The organism is Streptomyces sp. NPDC001231, from assembly GCF_042896885.1.
Taxonomy (GTDB): Bacteria; Actinomycetota; Actinomycetes; order Streptomycetales; family Streptomycetaceae; genus Streptomyces.
This window is the reverse complement of record NZ_JBIAXS010000015.1, coordinates 16,485-32,137: the sequence shown is the minus strand read 5'-3', so window position 1 is coordinate 32,137 and position 15,653 is coordinate 16,485. Positions and strand designations below refer to the sequence as shown.

Annotated in this window: 17 protein-coding genes and 1 pseudogene; 5 read left to right on the top strand and 13 right to left on the bottom strand. The window is 71.8% G+C overall.

Translation table 11 applies throughout. The features are described from left to right. The first annotated feature begins 207 nt into the window (after positions 1-207). Positions 208-378: a hypothetical protein gene (locus ACFY3J_RS19520; RefSeq protein WP_390841340.1), complete on the top strand. Its 171-nt coding sequence runs from the start codon at positions 208-210 to the stop codon at positions 376-378. Between the two features lie 563 nt (positions 379-941). Here ACFY3J_RS19520 and ACFY3J_RS19515 read toward each other — a convergent pair. Together ACFY3J_RS19515 and ACFY3J_RS19510 are read right to left on the bottom strand one after the other, a co-directional pair. Then, entirely contained in the window at positions 942-1,154 is a 213-nt protein-coding gene (locus tag ACFY3J_RS19515) for a hypothetical protein (protein WP_384180575.1), read from the bottom strand. Between the two features lie 183 nt (positions 1,155-1,337). Continuing rightward, positions 1,338-1,607 carry a helix-turn-helix domain-containing protein gene (locus ACFY3J_RS19510; protein ID WP_384180573.1) on the bottom strand — a complete coding sequence of 90 codons (270 nt, stop codon included), beginning with the start codon at positions 1,605-1,607 and terminating at the stop codon, positions 1,338-1,340. 5 nt (positions 1,608-1,612) lie between these two features. On the opposite strand from ACFY3J_RS19510, the pseudogene ACFY3J_RS19505 reads away from it, so the two are divergent. Further along, positions 1,613-1,792, top strand: a pseudogene (locus ACFY3J_RS19505) (hypothetical protein); the annotation flags it as partial. Between the two features lie 59 nt (positions 1,793-1,851). On the opposite strand, the gene ACFY3J_RS19500 reads toward ACFY3J_RS19505, so the two are convergent. Continuing rightward, on the bottom strand, positions 1,852-2,607 hold the full coding sequence (locus ACFY3J_RS19500) for a DUF4118 domain-containing protein (protein ID WP_384180571.1): 756 nt from the start codon (positions 2,605-2,607) through the stop codon (positions 1,852-1,854). A gap of 589 nt (positions 2,608-3,196) precedes the next feature. Here ACFY3J_RS19500 and ACFY3J_RS19495 point away from each other — a divergent pair. Further along, positions 3,197-3,853, top strand: a complete 657-nt coding sequence (locus tag ACFY3J_RS19495; protein WP_390841339.1) for a helix-turn-helix domain-containing protein — start codon at positions 3,197-3,199, stop codon at positions 3,851-3,853. Between the two features lie 970 nt (positions 3,854-4,823). Here ACFY3J_RS19495 and ACFY3J_RS19490 read toward each other — a convergent pair. Then, positions 4,824-6,218 carry a nicotinate phosphoribosyltransferase gene (locus ACFY3J_RS19490; RefSeq protein ID WP_384180565.1) on the bottom strand — a complete coding sequence of 465 codons (1,395 nt, stop codon included), beginning with the start codon at positions 6,216-6,218 and terminating at the stop codon, positions 4,824-4,826. A 170-nt stretch (positions 6,219-6,388) separates the two neighbouring features. Here ACFY3J_RS19490 and ACFY3J_RS19485 point away from each other — a divergent pair, with 170 nt between their 5' ends. Continuing rightward, a complete protein-coding gene (locus tag ACFY3J_RS19485; RefSeq protein ID WP_384180563.1) occupies positions 6,389-6,811 on the top strand; it encodes an Hsp20/alpha crystallin family protein in 423 nt (140 codons plus the stop codon). Positions 6,812-6,874: 63 nt separating this feature from the next. Here ACFY3J_RS19485 and ACFY3J_RS19480 read toward each other — a convergent pair whose 3' ends face one another. The 9 genes from ACFY3J_RS19480 to ACFY3J_RS19440 all read right to left on the bottom strand — a co-directional run bounded on the left by ACFY3J_RS19480 (position 6,875) and on the right by ACFY3J_RS19440 (position 14,608). Then, entirely contained in the window at positions 6,875-7,495 is a 621-nt protein-coding gene (locus ACFY3J_RS19480) for a V-type ATP synthase subunit D (RefSeq protein WP_384180561.1), read from the bottom strand. Then, positions 7,492-8,886 carry a V-type ATP synthase subunit B gene (locus tag ACFY3J_RS19475; RefSeq protein WP_384180559.1) on the bottom strand — a complete coding sequence of 465 codons (1,395 nt, stop codon included), beginning with the start codon at positions 8,884-8,886 and terminating at the stop codon, positions 7,492-7,494. Before ACFY3J_RS19475 ends, ACFY3J_RS19480 begins: the two co-directional genes overlap by 4 nt. Next, complete coding sequence (locus ACFY3J_RS19470) at positions 8,883-10,529, bottom strand: V-type ATP synthase subunit A (protein WP_384180557.1); 1,647 nt, start codon at positions 10,527-10,529, stop codon at positions 8,883-8,885. The genes ACFY3J_RS19475 and ACFY3J_RS19470 overlap by 4 nt, the downstream gene beginning before the upstream one ends. Positions 10,530-10,681: 152 nt before the next feature. Continuing rightward, entirely contained in the window at positions 10,682-11,191 is a 510-nt protein-coding gene (locus ACFY3J_RS19465; protein WP_384180555.1) for a hypothetical protein, read from the bottom strand. Next, positions 11,188-11,415: a V-type ATP synthase subunit F gene (locus ACFY3J_RS19460; RefSeq protein ID WP_384180553.1), complete on the bottom strand. Its 228-nt coding sequence runs from the start codon at positions 11,413-11,415 to the stop codon at positions 11,188-11,190. Before ACFY3J_RS19460 ends, ACFY3J_RS19465 begins: the two co-directional genes overlap by 4 nt. Positions 11,416-11,417: 2 nt before the next feature. Then, complete coding sequence (locus ACFY3J_RS19455; protein ID WP_384180551.1) at positions 11,418-11,831, bottom strand: ATP synthase subunit C; 414 nt, start codon at positions 11,829-11,831, stop codon at positions 11,418-11,420. Then, positions 11,816-13,258 carry a V-type ATPase 116kDa subunit family protein gene (locus tag ACFY3J_RS19450; protein ID WP_384180549.1) on the bottom strand — a complete coding sequence of 481 codons (1,443 nt, stop codon included), beginning with the start codon at positions 13,256-13,258 and terminating at the stop codon, positions 11,816-11,818. Before ACFY3J_RS19450 ends, ACFY3J_RS19455 begins: the two co-directional genes overlap by 16 nt. Beyond that, entirely contained in the window at positions 13,245-14,174 is a 930-nt protein-coding gene (locus ACFY3J_RS19445; protein ID WP_384180547.1) for a hypothetical protein, read from the bottom strand. Before ACFY3J_RS19445 ends, ACFY3J_RS19450 begins: the two co-directional genes overlap by 14 nt. Beyond that, positions 14,171-14,608, bottom strand: coding sequence for a hypothetical protein (locus tag ACFY3J_RS19440; protein ID WP_384180544.1), 438 nt, complete (start codon positions 14,606-14,608; stop codon positions 14,171-14,173). Before ACFY3J_RS19440 ends, ACFY3J_RS19445 begins: the two co-directional genes overlap by 4 nt. Positions 14,609-14,775: 167 nt before the next feature. Between ACFY3J_RS19440 and ACFY3J_RS19435 the strand changes: the two genes are divergently transcribed. Then, positions 14,776-15,642, top strand: coding sequence for a CBS domain-containing protein (locus ACFY3J_RS19435; protein ID WP_390841338.1), 867 nt, complete (start codon positions 14,776-14,778; stop codon positions 15,640-15,642). Positions 15,643-15,653 lie beyond the last annotated feature (11 nt).

Below are 15,653 nucleotides of genomic sequence, written 5' to 3'. Positions count from 1 at the left end.
CACACGGTCATACGGGTACGGATCGAGAGTCAGTCGTCCGCACCCGTCGATCGTGCCCGAGTAGGAACGATGGTTCACCCCTCGACCTCGACGTGGTGGGGCTTGGCTGCCTGAGACTTGGGGACGGTGACGGTGAGGATGCCGTCGGCGAGATTGGCGTGAACGATCGAATGCGAACTGCCCGGCATCAAGCGCGAGGACATCGACGTGGAGGTCGGCGGACGGGAACTCCACATCACCGGGGAGCTGAAGGAACGCGAACGGGAAGGCGTCCTGCGCCGCGGCACGCGCCGCACTGGGCGGTTCGAGTACCGGGCGCTGCTGCCCACCGAGGTGAAAGCGGAGAGGGCCAGTACGAGCCTGGGCAGGGTGAGGTAGACGGTGCCGACGCAGGTCATGACGGCGGCGGCGCAGGCGAGGGCGGTGTTCTTGATGCGGCGGGCCGCCTCGTGGTTACAGAGTTCGAGTTTGCGGCTGACGTAGATGGATGCCGCGTGGGACAGGCCAACGGCGACCTGGAGGACGATGTAGACGAGCTGGTTGACGGCGGTGTGGGGGCGGCAAGGGCGTCGGGGCCGAAGGAGCCGGTCATCAGGGCGGTGACGGAGAAGAAGCCGGCCTCGGCGCCGTAGGTGAACGCGATCGGCACGCCGAGGCCGAGGAGCCGCTTGAGCATGGCCGGGTCGGTGCGGGTGATGTCGAGGGTGAGGAGCGGGGCGAGGGTCGTGTCCTTCTTCGCGGCGATGTACAGGGCCAGGAAGGACAGCAGGTGGTACCGGGCCCGGCGCCCGGCTCGTTGCGCACCTGACGCACAACCCGTACGCGAGCGTTGCCCTCGATGAAGAACTGCTGTTTGTTCATGGCGGCAGAGCATGCCACCTGGTACTGACATGGCACCGGTCCCGGGAGATTGGCCCGCCAGAGCACCCACGTCGCCCAGGTCAGTGTGAGTGGTCACCGGGGGCGTATCGGCTCCAGGTTCCGCCGGCTTCGGTAACCAGCCGTGTGGCGGTCTCGTCGTCGTGGTAGCCGAGGGCCTTCGCGATGACGGGGGCTGAGGCCTGGAGGACGAGCTGGCGGATCGCGGAAGTCCTGCCGCGCTGTGGAGGGACACCGATCTCGCGCAGGTGGGCCTGGAGACTGGCCGGGTTCATCGGCTGTCCGGGCAGAAGCCGGTCGGCTCGGCAGCCAGCTCAGTGGCCGCGGATGGGCATCGCACGTTCGTAGCAGGTCCGGCAGATCGGGCCGTCCGACCACTCCGCCGACTTCGCCGCCCGGCGACCGCAGCGTGCGCAGTTCCGGACGTGCCACCGCTCGTATTCCTCAGGCGTCACGGCTCACCCCTCGGGCGTCAGTCGGACCCGTGTGGGTCGGCGGGCGGCCAGGTTGATCGGCGCCTCTTCGCCGGCGGCGCGGCGGGCCGGGAGATTCTGGGCCGAGGTGGCGATCAGGTCGGTGGGCGTGCAGTCGAGGATGTCGCAGAGGGTGGCCAGCACCGGCAGGGACAGCCGTTCCGGGGTGTCGGAGACCAGGCGGTGGACCTGGGAGGAGGACAGCGTGATGCCGCGTTCGATCAGGTGCGGCATGAGTTCGGCGATGGCGAACATGCCGCCGCGCCGAGGGCCACGAGATCAGGGACGTGGACATCGCCCGGCTGTCCCCGCTCAAGCACAAAAATCTCAACGTCCTGGGCCGCTACAGCTTCACCCCGTCCACCCTGGCGGGCGGGCTTTGGCCCCTGCGCGACCCGGAGGCGGTCGAACTCGACGAGGACGACGACGGTGGCGACTAGGACTAGGGCGCGGACAGGTCAGGGGCTCGGGAGGGTGATCCGGTACAAACTCAGCCGTCTCAGGGGCGGGGTGCCGTTTCCCTCCAGATGGTCTGCAGCGCCGCGCCGGCCTGGTCGGCCAGGGTTACGGCGACCAGGCGTGCCTGGAGGGGCGGGGTGTGGCCGGGCGTCGGCTGGAGGAGGAAGCGGCCGTGGAAGTGGCCGCCTGCGAAGACGCGCAGCTCGATGTCCTGGTCGGGCAGGCCGAGGCGGTCGACGTCCCACGTCTTGCGGCCGACGGTGATGGAGCCGTCGCTTTCGAGGCGGGGGGCGTGGCCGAGCAGGGTGCCGTACTGGAAGCGGCAGCCGCGCAGGTGGAGCAGGTCGACGAGTTGGGTGCGTACGCACTCCACCACCGCGTCGGGCGAGGTCGCCGTTTGGGCCAGGCGGGCCGCGTGGTGGAGCTGGGCGAGGTAGTCGGCGTCGGTGATGGTGACGACCTTCAGGCGTCGGGCGCGGGCCGCCAGTTGGGAGACGGCCAGGGCGACGGTGAGCAGCACGACCGCGGTGGTGATGTCGGCGGGGCTGCTGATGGTGAGCCGTTGGTAGGGGACGGTGAAGAAGAAGTCGAACCAGACGGCCGCGGACAGGGCGGCGAGGACGCCGGCCAGGCGGTGGCCGAGGGCCGCTGCGGCGACGACGACCACGACCAGGATCAGCGCGACGACGGTGTTGGCCAGTCCGGCGCGGAGGGGCAGCAATACCGCGCAGACCGCCAGCGGCGCCACGAGAGCGGCGATGATCGCGGCGAGTCCCCTGACGAGGTAGTGGGGCATCGTGGGCACCTCCTGCTTGCGTCTTCCGGTGTAGCAGGACGCACGTGACCCAGAACGACCTTTAACGTCTTCCTTGCGCTGATGTCGGGTGTTTTGCGGAATCCTGACCCCCAAGATGCGCGAGACGACGTGAGGGCGGGTGGAGCGGTGGGTGGGCGTGCCGAGGGCACCGGCAGTCGTCGCCGTATCGGGCGGCTCACCGGGAGGCGACAGGAGCGGGACCGGCTGACCCTTCTCACCATCGCTCTCGGCACCGTCAACGCGATCGACAACCTCACCCGGCAGACACTTGTGCCCGAGTGGTCGGGCCGCACCTCTGCGCGAAGCGGTCAGCTTCAACAGCGTGACGACCAGCGCCGCCCGGTGACAGGGAGGCTGGTCGACGATGACGACGAATAAGCCGGAGACCCCCGACACGCCCATCGCGCGGATCGAGACAGGCGAGATGAATCGAATGCAGCTCCGTCACGCTGCGTGGACATCCGGTCTGAAGATATCCTTGTATATCAGGATCATCGTCGGAGCGGACAATCCAGACTCGAGCCAATGACCGCGAGATTCACTGCCCCATCGGTTCGGGGAGGCGATCGTGAATGAGGACACCGCAGGTCGGGCTGATCGCGATCTCATGCGTCGCATTGAGGTGCGGCTTGCGCATCTCGGTTTCACGGAGGAGGAGTTGGCGGGCCAGGCAGGCATGTCGCCGCGCTACTTCCGGCACCTGATCGAGTCCGGGGCCGACTTCGACCCCGGTGGCCTCCTGCGGGTCGCCGCCGCTCTGGGGATGACCTACCAGGAGTTGCTCGAAGGCCGAAGCGACGTGCCCGCAGGCCAGGGCGGAGCGGCTCGGCACCCTGTGCTCATGAAGCTCACCACCAAGGAATGCTGGGAGCGGCTCGGCACCCATGGGATCGGGCGTATCGCGTTGCCCGCCCATCCGGGGCCCGGCGTCTTCCCGGTCAACTACGTGGTTGACGGCATGACGGTCGTTTACCGCACGGATCCCCGAGGTGCCGCGGTTGCCGAACCCGGCGGCGAGGTCTCCTTCCAAGTCGATCACGTCGACGAGAGCCGGAGCGTCGGCTGGAGCGTCCTGATCGCCGGCACCGCCGAGCACGTCACCGATCCTGAAGCCCAACGCCTCGCTGAGCAGCCCGGCAGCGAGCCGTGGGCCGGCGGTCTCCGAAACCTGTGGATCCGCGTCGTCCCGGCAGAGATCAGCGGCCGCCGGATCCACGGCCTTTGATCTTTCACTCGGGTGGTTACTCGGCCGGCCCCTCGGAGGCAGGGCCGTTTGCCGTTCGATCGCGGCTCCGGGTAATTGGGCCCCTTCCCCTGCCGACTCGCACCCACCCCGAAGTATCCCAGCCCATTGTGGCCGAACGGCACCTGAAGAGGACCCGTGGGACCCATATCCGGCGGGTTTTTGGCGCGGACGGTGAAAAGGCAGACGGAAGTGACGGCTCCCGAGCGAGGGCCGTGCCATGCGGACACCGCAGACGCCCGGTCATCGGCCTACTGCCGGCCCGCCTGGTAAGTGGTCGTCGCGCGGCCCGACGGCGCTGGTGGACCGGCTGGAGCGCAGACTGCGCGTCGTTCTGACGGCCGTCGCTCTCGTGATGCTGCCGTTGGCGGCGTGGGGGTGCCGGGCGGGCAGTGCACAGCCACTACATGCATACACGGGAGACTCAGTTGGCGCGGCTGCATCCCGTCACCGCGCACCTGCTGACGGACGCACGGTCGGACCGAACCGGTGCGCAGTCGGGCTTGCGCTGGTGCGCTGGTGCGCTGGAGCGACTGGGAAGGCAGCCATACGGGCGTCGCGCCGGTGCGGGCCTGCCTCCACCGGGAGGGTGTGGCTCGACGCACGTGGCACCATCGCCACTCCGCCCGAGGGCCGGGACTTCGCGGCGACCGCCGGTGTGGCCGGATGGACAATCTCGCCGTCTCGGGCGATGGCCCCGGCTGCGGTTCCGCGTACGACGATCTCGTCGCCGACGAGGGCACGCATCCAGGTGCCGCCGACTTCGGAGCCGGCACTCCGTACGGCCCGGTCGTTGTTCTTCGCTGGTGCGGGAGCGGACATCGCTCTCGCCTCCTCTATGCGGTGGCACGGAGAGGTGCCGCCGATTCCGTGGAAGGCCCTGGGAGGAGGGATCTGCCAGGGGCCATTGGTCCCCGCGACGCGCCTGCCGGCCCTCCGCTGCAAACGCCTGTCACTGCGCGCGGACCGAGAGCACGGAGGGGTGGGGCACCGCCGTGTCCGGGGGCGCGGCGCGATGCCCCGCGCCCAGGCGGGCTTCGATATCGGTTCGCACCGAGGCGGTCAGCTCTTCAAGGGCCTGGGACCGGACCGGTGGGACCGGCTCGGGGCCCTTGATCCGGCGTGCCGATCCAGGCAGAACGGCAATGTCCTCGCGGAATCGCCTGCGCGCGTCCTGCCAGTGGTCCGGCGGCCACGTCCGACGCCCACCCCGCATGACCGTGCGCAGCAGCGGCTGTGCGGAGTCCGGCGGTTCTTCCAGCGCCAGGGCGATGACGTCGGGCTGTCCGGCGCGGCGGAAGACCTGCTTGCGGCCCGGGGCCGTGACTTTCGCCGAGGACAGCTTCATCACCGGGTGGCCGTCGTACTCGACGAGCTTGTACGCAGCGTCCAGATACGGGGCGTCCGCCGCCACGCCCACACGCGTGCCCACCGCGTACACATCGATCGGGGCACCGGCGCGTATGAGCCGGTCCACTCCGTACTCGTCGAGTCCGCCGCTGGCCACGATCCATACGTCGGCCAGCCGGGCGGCGTCCAAAAGGGCGCGTGCCCGCCGCGAGAGTGCGTCGAGGTCACCGCTGTCCAGGCGGATCGCGCAGCCGGGGCCGCGCCGGAGATCGGCGAGGACCCGGGCGGCGACGCGCACGCCCTCCTCGGTGTCGTAGGTGTCGACGAGGAAGGTGACCGGACCGGGGTGGCAGTGCGCGAAGGCGCGGAAGGCCTCCTCCTCGCCGGGAAAGGCCTCGATGTAGGAGTGGGCCATGGTGCCCGAGGCCGGGATGCCCAGGGAGGCGGCAGCGGCGACATTGCTCGTACCGGCGAAGCCCACCAGGGCGCCCAGCCGGGCGGCCTGCAGCCCGGCCCACGCGCCGTGAGTGCGGCGCAGCGAGAAGTCGATGACCGGCCTGCCTGCGGCGGCCAGTACGCAGCGCGCCGCCTTGGACGCCACCACCGTCTGGTGGCAGAGCTGGTTCAGCAGGTACGTCTCGACGAGCTGTGCCTGCGGCAGGGGGGCGGTCACCTCCAGCAACGGCTCACCGGCGAACACCACATGGCCCTCCGGTATCGCACGAACGTCGCCCTCGAAGGAGAGGCCGAGGAGCGGTTCGAGGTCCTGGACAGGGCGGCGCAGGGCGTCCGCGAACGCTTCGACGTCCTCCTGCTCCGTGCGGTAGCGGGCCAGGAAGTCCAACGCGGACTCCAGGCCTGCGGCGACCAGGAAGCCCCGACCGGGAGGAAGGTCGCGGACGAAGAGGCTGAAGGTGGCCGGAGCACACATGTCCTCCCGGAGATAGGACATGGCCATGGTCACTTCGTAGAGGTCGGTGGTCGTGACGTCGGACATGGTGATCGCCGCCGGTGTCGTGGTGCCTTGGTTCCAGTCTGGCCGCGACCGCGGTGGACGAAAGGGACCTCAGACCCACCTGCATGGGCTGTTCGGCCTCAGCGCCCCGGAGTTCTGCGCGCTGAACTGGAGGTGCCCACAGGAAGGGGCACAGCTCAGGAGGCACGACGATGACCACACTGACACGCAGGCAGAGGTTCGCGTTTCCGGAGATCCCTGACTGGTTCGAGAACCTTCCGGCACGGTTCGCGATGCCCGCGATGGGTGACCTGTACACGGTCCGGATCGAGGACTACACCGAGGAGGGCCGCTACGTGATGCGGGCGGAGCTTCCCGGCATGTCGCCCGAGGACATCGACGTATTCATCAGCGACGGCGTGCTGACGGTTCAGGCCGAACGCACCGAGAGGGACATCACGAAGGATCACAGCGAGATCCGGTACGGCACGATGAGCCGCAGCGTGTCGCTGCCGCCCGGTGCGGACGAGGACGACGTCAAGGCCGACTACGCCGACGGCATGCTGACCGTGAGCGTGGGCCTGGGCGCCCAGAAGGCGGAGGCGAAGCACGTGGAGATCCGGCACGGCAAGTGACACCGGCCGACGATGTACGGCGGGCCCGCTCGGGCCCGCCGTCGGCACGCCTTGGGCAGGGTTTCACCGGTCAGTGCGGGTGGAGGCCCAGCGGCGTCGTACCGCTTCTTCGTGTTCGGCCTCCTCCAGCGCCAGTTCCATCGCTGCCAGTTCGGCCTGCAGCCGGGGGATCCAGTGCCGGCGCAGGGCCCGGACCCGCTGCCGCGTCCGTTCGGTTTCGGCGGCCAGTAGTTCGGCGGCTGCCTGGTGGGCGCCAAGGTCCGCCGCGGCGCGGACCGCGGCACGATAGGCCGTCTCGGCGTGCGCGAGGGCCGTGTTGGCGGCTGTCGGTTCCGCCGGGGAGCGTATGGGGTCCGTCCAGTCCACTCCTGCCGGGTGGCTGACGCCCATCAGCGTGGCCCACGTGACGTCGACGCGCGCCCGGTCCGCGGGCGCCGCCACGGCCAGCGCGTGTTCGCCGCCGAGCAGTACCCCGCGCAGCAGCCACGTTTCCGCGTCGGCCAGTTTTTCCCGCCACATCCGGCTTGCGTCCTCAGCTGCCCGTCGCGCGGTGTGCTCCCGGTCCAGTAGGAGCCGGAGTTTGCGTTCCAGCAGGTCCGCTCCACGCTCGGCCGTGGCGAGACTACGGCGCAGCCGCAGGCGCCCAGCTCGTCCCGCCGGAACCCGGCGCCTCCGCGGGCTCATTGCGCCTCCTCGTCCTGCGGCGGAGTGCGGCTGTCGAGCAGGTCGGCCGGGAGCATGCCGAGCTGGCTGCGCGGCAGGGTCAGCAGCACCTCCCAGGCCCGGTCAAGGGAATCGTCCAACGACCGTTCTTCGTCGGTGCCCTGGACGAGGAACCGGTTCCGGAAGGCGTCTTCGAGGTCCAGGAGGCGCAGATCGGCCGGGCTGAGCGCCGAGCGGCCGATGAGGTCGGCGAGTTCCGCCACCTGCCGGGACCGGGCCAGAGCGGCGATCAACTGTGCGGCGACGGCCGGATGGTCCGCGCGGGTCCGTCCGGCTCCGGTTCCCTTGCGCATCAGACGCGACAGCGAGGCCAGCGGATCCACGGGCGGATAGGTGCCGACGGCTTGGACCTCGGCGGACAGCACGATCTGCCCTTCCGTGATGTAGCCGGTGAGATCGGGGACGGGATGGGTGATGTCGCCGGCAGGCATGGTGAGCACGGGCAGGATGGTGACCGATCCCGGGCGGCCCTTGATTCTGCCGCAGCGCTCGTAAAGGGAGGCGAGGTCGCTGTAGAGGTAGCCGGGGTAGGCCCGCCGGGCCGGTATCTCGCCGCGCGCGGCGGACACCTCGCGCAGCGCCTCGGAGTAGGCCGTCATGTCCGTCATCACCACCAGGACGTGGCGGCCCTCCGTGAACGCCAGGTGCTCGGCGACGGTCAGGGCGAGTCGCGGGGTGAGCAGCCGTTCGATCACCGGGTCGTCGGCGGTGTTGAGGAACAGGGCCAGTTCCCGTGCGGCGGAACGCGCGGCCAGCCCTTCGCGGACGAACGCCGTGTCGGCGTGGGTGAGCCCCATGCCGGCGAACACGACGGCGAACGGCTCACCCCCACAGGTCGCCTGAGCCGCGATCTGCACCGCCAGTTCCAAGTGCGGTAGCCCCGCAGCCGAGAACACCGGCAGTTTCTGGCCGCGCACCAGTGTGGTCAGCGCGTCCACCGCGCCGACACCGGTGAGCACCGGTTCGTTCGGCGGTTCCCGGCGCACCGGATTGATCGGCGCGCCGCCGACCGCCGCATACGATCCGCCGAACACCGGCGGCCCGCCGTCAGCGGGTTCGCCCCGCCCGTTGCACACCCGTCCCAGCCATCCGGGGCCCACCGGGATCCGCAACGGCGTGCCCGAGAAGGCGACCCGGGTGCCGGTGCGGTTCATGCCGGCGGTGTCCTCCAGGACCTGCACCACCGCGAGGTCGCGGTTCACCTCCAGGACCAGCCCGTGCCGTCGTTCACCGGAGTCGAGGACGATCGTGGCGAACTCGTCCCAGCCCACGCCGCTCACCCCCTCGACGACCATCAGTGGGCCGCGCAGTTCCCGCACATCCGTGTACTCGATGACCTGGGGACCGGTCATGCCGCCTCCTTCAGCCGGGCCAGCACGGTGTCGCGGGCCGCGGTCACCGGAGCGATCTCCGCCGGGCCGGCCGTCTCGCGCGCCCGCAGCAGCGGGGTGAAGTCGACCGCCTCGACGGCGTCCACGGGGGTACCGGAGTCCACCAGCTCCGCACAGCGGTCGATCACCGTCAGCACCGCTTCCACCAGGGCCGCGGTCTTCTCGGGGGTGCTGTAGGCGTCCGCCGGGGACAGCGCGTTCTGCTGGACCGCGGCCTCGCGCAGCAGCCGTCCGGCGAGCACGCTGATCCGCTCCCGGGGCGGCAGGGCGGTGATGCCGACGAGTTCGACGAGGTCGGCCAGCCGGTCCGCCTCCGCCAGCTGCCGTGCCACCCGCCCGCGCCGCTCGGCCCACTCGGGGTCGTCGGCCCGCGCGTGCACGGCGGCCAGCCCGGCGGCGTCCCGGGAGAAGGACTCCGACCAGGACACGGCCGGATAGTGCCGTGCGTAGGCGAGATCGCGGTCCAGGCTCCACAGACACCGCACGAACCGCTCGGTGAGCGCGGTGACGGGCTCGGTGCGGTCGCCGCCCGGCGGGGACACGGCCCCGATCACCGTGACGGACCCGTTCGCGCCGCCGAGCGTGCGTACGGCCGCCGCCCGCTCGTAGAACGCGGCCAACTGGGAGGCGAGCCCGGCCGGATAACCCTCCTCGGCGGGGAGTTCACCCATGCGGGATGCGAACTCGCGCAGTGCTTCCGCCCAGCGGGACGTCGAGTCTGCGATCAGGACGACATCGAGGCCCATGTCGCGGAAGTACTCCGAAATCGTCGCCCCGGTGTGCACACTCGCCTCGCGGGCCATCATCGGCATGTTGGAGGTGTTCGCGATCGTCACGGTCCGCTCCGCCAGACGGCCCCCGGTCCGCGGATCAGTCAGTTCCGTCAGCTCCTCCATGACGTCCGCCATCTCGTTGCCGCGTTCGCCGCAGCCGACGTAGACGATCACATCCGCGTCGCACCACTTGGCGATCTGCTGGAGCAGCATGGTCTTGCCGGTGCCGAAGCCACCGGGAACGGCGACCGTGCTGCCCCGCGCCACGGGGAAGAGCAGGTCGACGGCGCGCTGCCCGGTGTTCAGGGGCACGTCCGCCGGCAGTCGCCGTGTGACCGGTCGCGGTCTGCGCACCGGCCACGACTGGGCCATCCGCACCTCACACCCGCCCACGACGGCGAGCACGGCGTCCGAGGAGTGCCCGCCCGCCGGCGCGATCCGAGTCACCTCGCCCGACAGGTCCGGAGGCACCAGAAGCCGCAGTGGCACGCTCGCGCCGATCTCCCCGAGGACGTCGCCGGCCGCGACCCGCGTCCCCTCCGACACCCTTGGCGTGAACGACCAGTCACCCAGGTCCGGTTCGCCAGTCGTCGGCCCGCTTGTGGTGAGAAGGTCGCCGCTGCCGGCCAGAGGGCGCAGCAGACCGTCGAACACACCGCCGAGGAGATCAGGGGCCAACCGCACCGACAGCGGTCGCCCCTGGGGTTCCGCGGGCTGGCCGGGGGCCAGCCCACCGGTGTACTCGTAGGCCTGGACGGTGGCCGTGTCACCGTGTATGGCGACCACCTCGCCCGGCAGCCGTGCGTCGCCCAGTACGACCAGATCATGCATGGCGACCGCAGGAGGGCAGGTGATCTCCACGAGAGGACCGGCGACGCGGAGAATCCGGGGGCGGTCCCCCCGGGCGGTTGCCGGAGCACCGCTCGTGACCTGCGCAAGCGGGCCCACGCCGGGGGAGTCCGAGGCCTGGTGGCCGACGACGGTCACGGTGACCCCCAAAGCGTCTCGGCTTGGAGACCCAGCCGGTCCAGGGCGCGTTCGGCGAGGGCGTCCGCCGACAGATCTACCCGGCGGCCAGGCATTTCGGCCGTCACCCCGCCCTCCGCGGCGGCCGTGACCCGCGCTTCCGGTCCCAACTGAGCCCGTGCCACCTCCGCCAGGCGCGACTGCGAAACAGCGTCCTCGGCCAGCGCCCGCCGCACGCCCGCGCGAACCGCGGCCCTGAGCGCCGCATAGACGTCGGCGCGGGCCGCGAGTTCCACCGCCCAGGCGTCCTGTGCCGCCCGAACCCGTTCCCGGGTCGCCTCGGCGGCACCGTCGGCCTCGCCGAGCTCCTGGGCCCGCGTGCGCACTGCCTCAGCCGTAGCGCGAGCGGCGCGCAGGGTTTCAGCCGCGTCGGCCCGTGTACGGTCCAGGACGGCGTCGGCCGAGGCGCGTGCCGCGCGCAGCAACTCGGCGCGTACGGGGTCCAGAGCATCCACGGGCGTGGTCATGCAGGCATCACCACCGTCAACGGCCGGGCCGGGCGGGGCGCCGTCGCCGCGTCCCCCAGCACCTCGGCGGCCTCGGGCGTGAGAATCACCAGGGCGACCGTGTTGGGCAGTGTCCGCCAAGCCTCGCGGACGGCGTCCGGTTCCTCCGCGACGAGGACGTCGACCCCGGCCAGGGCCAGCCCGCACACGTCGGTTCGTGCGCCGATGGCGGCCACGGTGCCCATCGTCAGGCCTTTCCGATCAGCAGGATCGCGACCACCAGCCCGTACACGGCGATGCCCTCCGCCAGGCCGACGATGACCATCGCCCGGCCGAACATCTCCGGCCGTTCGCTCAGCGCGGCGAGCGCCGCGGCTCCCGTGTAGGCGACGGCGATCGCGGCTCCTATCGACGCGCCGGCCACCGCGATGGCCGCCCCGATCAAGGCGGATCCGTTGACTCCGCCGGGCGGGGCGGCCTGCGCCGAGGCCTGCGCGGGTCCCGCCAGTGCCGTGGCGAGGACGGCGAAGGCGCCGCCCAGCAGGGCGAGGTTCGTGGCCAGCAGCCAGCGGAAGGCGTGTTTGGTCCGGCGTCGCCGCAGCAGCCGGACGGCGCCGAGCACCGCGACCAGGACCGGCAGGACGATCAGCCAGGTGAGCATGGGATCACCTTCGTAGCGGAGTCGGCGGGTTCCGCCGGGGAAACGTGCCAGGGACGGAACGGCCGGCCTTCTGTCTCGAAGAGCCGGGAGAAGAGTTCGTAGAACTCCAGCCGCAGGGCCTGCACACCGGCGACCAGGGCTTCCAGGCCGAAGGACACGGCCGTGCCCACGACGAACAGCAGGACGGCGCCTGCGACTCCGGCGGCGCCGCGCCCTGCCAGGGCCGTGGTGCCGTGCCACACCAGGCCTGCGAGCGCGGCATGGGTGAGGCCGAACGCCGCGAGCCGGGCGAACGACAGGGTGTTGGTGCCGGTGCGCACGACGACGTCGAACAGCCGCACCGCCGTCTCGGCGAGTCCCGCGCCACCGCCCGCCGTGGCCCGGAACAGACCCGACGCCACCAGCGCCAGCCCGGCCACGCTAAGGGCACCCCCGGCGACGGCCGGGGCCCGCAGGTGCAGCAGCATGCCCGCCGCGGCCAGAGCGAGCCCCAGATAGAACAGCAGTCCGGCACAGCCGGACGCCGCGTACAGCCCCGTGCCCCAGCCGCCCTCACGTACGCGGTTCACCGCGCCGGCGGCGTGCGCGAGCGTCAGCAGACCGGCCCCGAGGGCCACCGCGGCAGCCAGCAGACGGGTGGGATCCTCCAGCGGGCTCAGCCACAGCACCGGCAGCAGCCCCGTGGGTCCGAAGAACTCGCCGTAGGCGGTACCCGCGAGCATGGAGGCCAATCCCGAGCCCGCCAGGAACGGCCACAGCCGGCCCAGCCGGGCCCACCGCCGGGGCCGCCCGAGGCGCAGCGCGAGCGCGCCGAGCAACAGCAGCGCGCCGTGCCCCACGTCACCGAACATGATCCCGAACATCGCGACGTAGGCGAGGCCCGCCGGCCACGAGGGGTCGAGGTCCGCGTAGGCGGGCGTGCCGTACGTCGTCACCAGCGGGGTGAAGGAGGCGGTCCGGGCCGGCCGCAGCAGTGTCGGGGGATCGGTTCCGCGCGGGGAGGGCAGCGGCAGCAGGGCACCGCCCGCCGCGGCCAGCCGGCCCGCGACGTGGGGAACCTCGGCGGCCGGGCACCATCCGGCCAGCGCGGCCACCTCCCCACGCCGTACGGCGCCCTCCGCACGCTCCTCCAACTGGGCCTCGCCCGCCAGCAGATCGACACTGCCACGCTGTTCGAGCAGATCGAGATCGGGCGCGGCGGCGGCGAGCACAGCTGGAGCGGCGATCGCGGGTCCGGCGGTCGTTCCCCGTCCGCGCAACCGCTGCAGCCGCACGGCCGCCGCCCCCGGGGCGGCCTCCTCGGCGCGGTCGAGTTCCACGCAGCCGGCTTCGGCGATTCGCACGAGTGTGTCCCGCAGGGCCACTTGCGGCACGACCACCGCCACACGGCGCATCCGGACCGGCGTCACCGCCTCAGACCAGGGCATCGAAAGCCTCCCCGGGTCGTCCGCCGCGCGCCGCCGACTCCAGCGCCGCCCGCACCCGCCAGGCGTCCACGGTCAGCACCGCGACCGCACCGACGACCACCCTCGGCCCGTACCGGCCCTCGCGCAGCATTGCCGCCCCGTCGGACTGCACCGTCCGCCACCAGCGGGCCTCGGCCCGCCACAACTCGCCCGGCTCGTCGACATCCGCCAGGACCCAGCCGGCCGCCGCGGGCAGGCACTCACGGAACTCCTGGTACGACACGGCGGCCGGCGCCCGGGTCCCGAGCAGCCGTGCCGCATCGCGCCACACGGGCTCCAGAAGAGAGCGGTGGTGTACGAAGAGTTCACGCGCCGCGAGCAGGAGTGCGCGTCCCTGGGCCCAGCGGCGTGCGGACGGCACGGCGACGGCGGTGCGCCGAGCGGCGGCCATCCGCATGCCCGTGAGCAGGGCCCACGGCGTGTCGCCACCCGGGTCGCCCCAGGGTGAGGCGGTGAGCGCCGCGCGCAGTTCCGCGGGCGTCCCGGCACGCTCCAGAGTTCGCCAGGCGGTCTCCAGCGCCCCGAGCCGGTACGGCTCGGGCGCCTCCGCGCGGCGACCCTGCGGTACGGGCAACCGGGCGATGACGTTGGCGATCTCGAACCCGGAGGCGAGCGGAACGAGCAGACGGGCACCACCCGGCGGCAGCCATCCGGCCAGAACCCGCAGATGCCACAGCACGGTGGCGGCCACCGCCCGCTGCGCTTGCGGCAAGCCCGCAGCTGTCCGCGCGTAGCGGGCGTACGGCGTCGTGGCCAGGCACCGCAGGGCGTCGTCGAGCGTCGGGCCACGGGCGATCTCCCGCGCCCCACCGGCACCCGAATACCGGCCGACGAGGGCTTTCGCCCGCACCGCTCCGGCGACCCAACCGGCACTCATGGCTCTCCTTGCGCCCCGCCTGCCAGACGCAGGGCATCAGCCACCGCGAGGTCCACCAGGTACGGCATGCGCTCCATGGCCCGCGCGCGGATCGCCGAGGCCGCGCGGTCGCCGGCGGCGCGCAGGGCGTCGGCTTCCTGCCGTGCCTCCCGGAGAAGCGGTTCAGCGGCCTGTCGGCGAACCTCCGGGGCCTGTTCCCGCGCGGCCGCCACAAGACGTTCGGCTTCGCGTGAGGTGTCCCGCCGAAGGGCCTCGGCCCCCTCTTGAGCGGCGGCCCGGATCCGTGCCGCCTGCCGTTGAACATCCGCCAGTCGGCCGAGGGCAGGTTCCAGTTCCGCGGCACGCTCCGCCGTACGATCGGCGGGCACGCCCGTGGCGGACGCTCCCGGCGTGCCCGCCGGACGGAACCGCTCCAGGAAGTCCCGCAGGCTCATCGGCGGCCTCCTGCTGATCGGCTGCTCCTTCAGTCTCACCGTTCCGCGTCCGCCCCGCACCGGATAGGGCCGTCACGCCGTTCCATCAGGGCCGATCGGCTCTTGGCACGGGCACGGAGAGCGGAAGACTGGGATGGCAGCCAACTCGACGGAGTCAGGAGGCCGCCGTGAACGCGCACGAGAACCACCGCGCAGAGGCCGACGCCCGGCGGAATATGCCCTCCCGCCCCTGGAGTCCCGAGGAAACGACACGGCAGGAGAGGCTGCTCCGCTACCTGGGTGCCGTGGCCACGGCCGCGGCCAAGCACACGGGCACCGCGGCCGGACAGTCCGGCACGGAGGAGCAGGCAGCGTCGGCCGCCACGCCTGCGCCGCGGCCGGCACTCCCCGAATCCGGGGAGCCTCTGGTGCGGGACGTGATGGACGTGCCCGCCGCCTCCCTCCGCGAAGACCTGCCGTATCGCGACATCGCCCGTCTGCTGGCACGCGAGCACGCGGGCGCGCTCCCGGTCGTGGACGCCGAGGACCATGTGGTCGGCGTCGTCTCGGAGTCCGATCTGCTGGCGAAGGTCGCCTTCGACGCCTCCGGTCACCGGCCCGGACGCATCGGCAGGCTGCGTGAACGCCGAATGCACGGCAAGGCGCGTGGTGAGACGGCCGCCGACCTGATGACAAGCCCCGCGATCACGGTTCTGCCCGGCGCGACGGTTGCCGAGGCCGCCTGGCTCGCTGCGCTGTCCCGGTTGAAGCGAATGCCCGTCACCGATCGCAAGGGCCGTCTGGTGGGCGTCGTGCGCCGTGACGCGCTGCTGCAAGCGCTGATCAGGGACGATGCCGGCATCCAGGCGGAGGTGCAGGCCACGATCGAAGGCTGCTGTCCCCCGGCAGACCGGGAGAGCGTGGACGTGACGGTGCACGACGGCATCGTGGAGCTGACCGGGCGCCTGCCCTCGGCGACGATGGCCCGGCTGGTGGCCCAGATCGAGGAGATCGCCGACGTCGTCGAGGTGAAGAACCTGCTCACCACCGCCTGACCTCGGCCGCT

Bases quoted from the DNA above. Each gene is read 5' to 3' on its own strand.
- ACFY3J_RS19500 (WP_384180571.1), bottom strand. From the start codon at position 2,607: ATGCCCCACTACCTCGTCAGGGGACTCGCCGCGATCATCGCCGCTCTC.
- ACFY3J_RS19485 (WP_384180563.1), top strand. From the start codon at position 6,389: ATGACCACACTGACACGCAGGCAGAGGTTCGCGTTTCCGGAGATCCCT.
- ACFY3J_RS19460 (WP_384180553.1), bottom strand. From the start codon at position 11,415: ATGGGCACCGTGGCCGCCATCGGCGCACGAACCGACGTGTGCGGGCTG.
- ACFY3J_RS19480 (WP_384180561.1), bottom strand. From the start codon at position 7,495: ATGAGCCCGCGGAGGCGCCGGGTTCCGGCGGGACGAGCTGGGCGCCTG.
- ACFY3J_RS19475 (WP_384180559.1), bottom strand. From the start codon at position 8,886: ATGACCGGTCCCCAGGTCATCGAGTACACGGATGTGCGGGAACTGCGC.
- ACFY3J_RS19515 (WP_384180575.1), bottom strand. From the start codon at position 1,154: ATGAACCCGGCCAGTCTCCAGGCCCACCTGCGCGAGATCGGTGTCCCT.
- ACFY3J_RS19470 (WP_384180557.1), bottom strand. From the start codon at position 10,529: ATGCATGATCTGGTCGTACTGGGCGACGCACGGCTGCCGGGCGAGGTG.
- ACFY3J_RS19510 (WP_384180573.1), bottom strand. From the start codon at position 1,607: ATGTTCGCCATCGCCGAACTCATGCCGCACCTGATCGAACGCGGCATC.
- ACFY3J_RS19465 (WP_384180555.1), bottom strand. From the start codon at position 11,191: ATGACCACGCCCGTGGATGCTCTGGACCCCGTACGCGCCGAGTTGCTG.
- ACFY3J_RS19490 (WP_384180565.1), bottom strand. From the start codon at position 6,218: ATGTCCGACGTCACGACCACCGACCTCTACGAAGTGACCATGGCCATG.
- ACFY3J_RS19450 (WP_384180549.1), bottom strand. From the start codon at position 13,258: ATGCCCTGGTCTGAGGCGGTGACGCCGGTCCGGATGCGCCGTGTGGCG.
- ACFY3J_RS19455 (WP_384180551.1), bottom strand. From the start codon at position 11,831: ATGCTCACCTGGCTGATCGTCCTGCCGGTCCTGGTCGCGGTGCTCGGC.
- ACFY3J_RS19445 (WP_384180547.1), bottom strand. From the start codon at position 14,174: ATGAGTGCCGGTTGGGTCGCCGGAGCGGTGCGGGCGAAAGCCCTCGTC.
- ACFY3J_RS19440 (WP_384180544.1), bottom strand. From the start codon at position 14,608: ATGAGCCTGCGGGACTTCCTGGAGCGGTTCCGTCCGGCGGGCACGCCG.